Here is a 276-nt window from a genome sequence, read left to right as displayed (position 1 = left end):
AACATGAACTGTATTTATTCTTCAAGAGAAATAGAGAAAGCATGCAAAAGAGATATTAACTTTATGTATCTGCTAGGCGGAGCCTCCGCCCCAGACCATTCAACAATTGCAAGATTTCGTAGTATTCATTTTTCACCAATAAGCAAAGATTTGATTGCACAGTTTACAAACTTTCTTGGAGATAATAAGGAGATTTCAAAGGACACTCTATTTATTGATGGTACAAAAATAGAGTCATCTGCTAATAGATATACTTTTGTTTGGAAAAAAGCTATA

General features: G+C 33.0%; 1 protein-coding gene. It reads left to right on the top strand.

The features are described 5' to 3' along the window. On the top strand, positions 1–276 hold a 276-nt coding region (locus KGF39_RS19675), incomplete at both ends, for a transposase (RefSeq protein WP_227823602.1).

Origin of the sequence: Clostridioides sp. ZZV14-6345 (assembly GCF_020657775.1) — a bacterium.
Lineage (GTDB): Bacteria > Bacillota > Clostridia > Peptostreptococcales > Peptostreptococcaceae > Clostridioides > Clostridioides difficile_D.
Note: the sequence above shows the minus strand (reverse complement) of the source record. Positions and strands in the feature narration are given on the sequence as shown.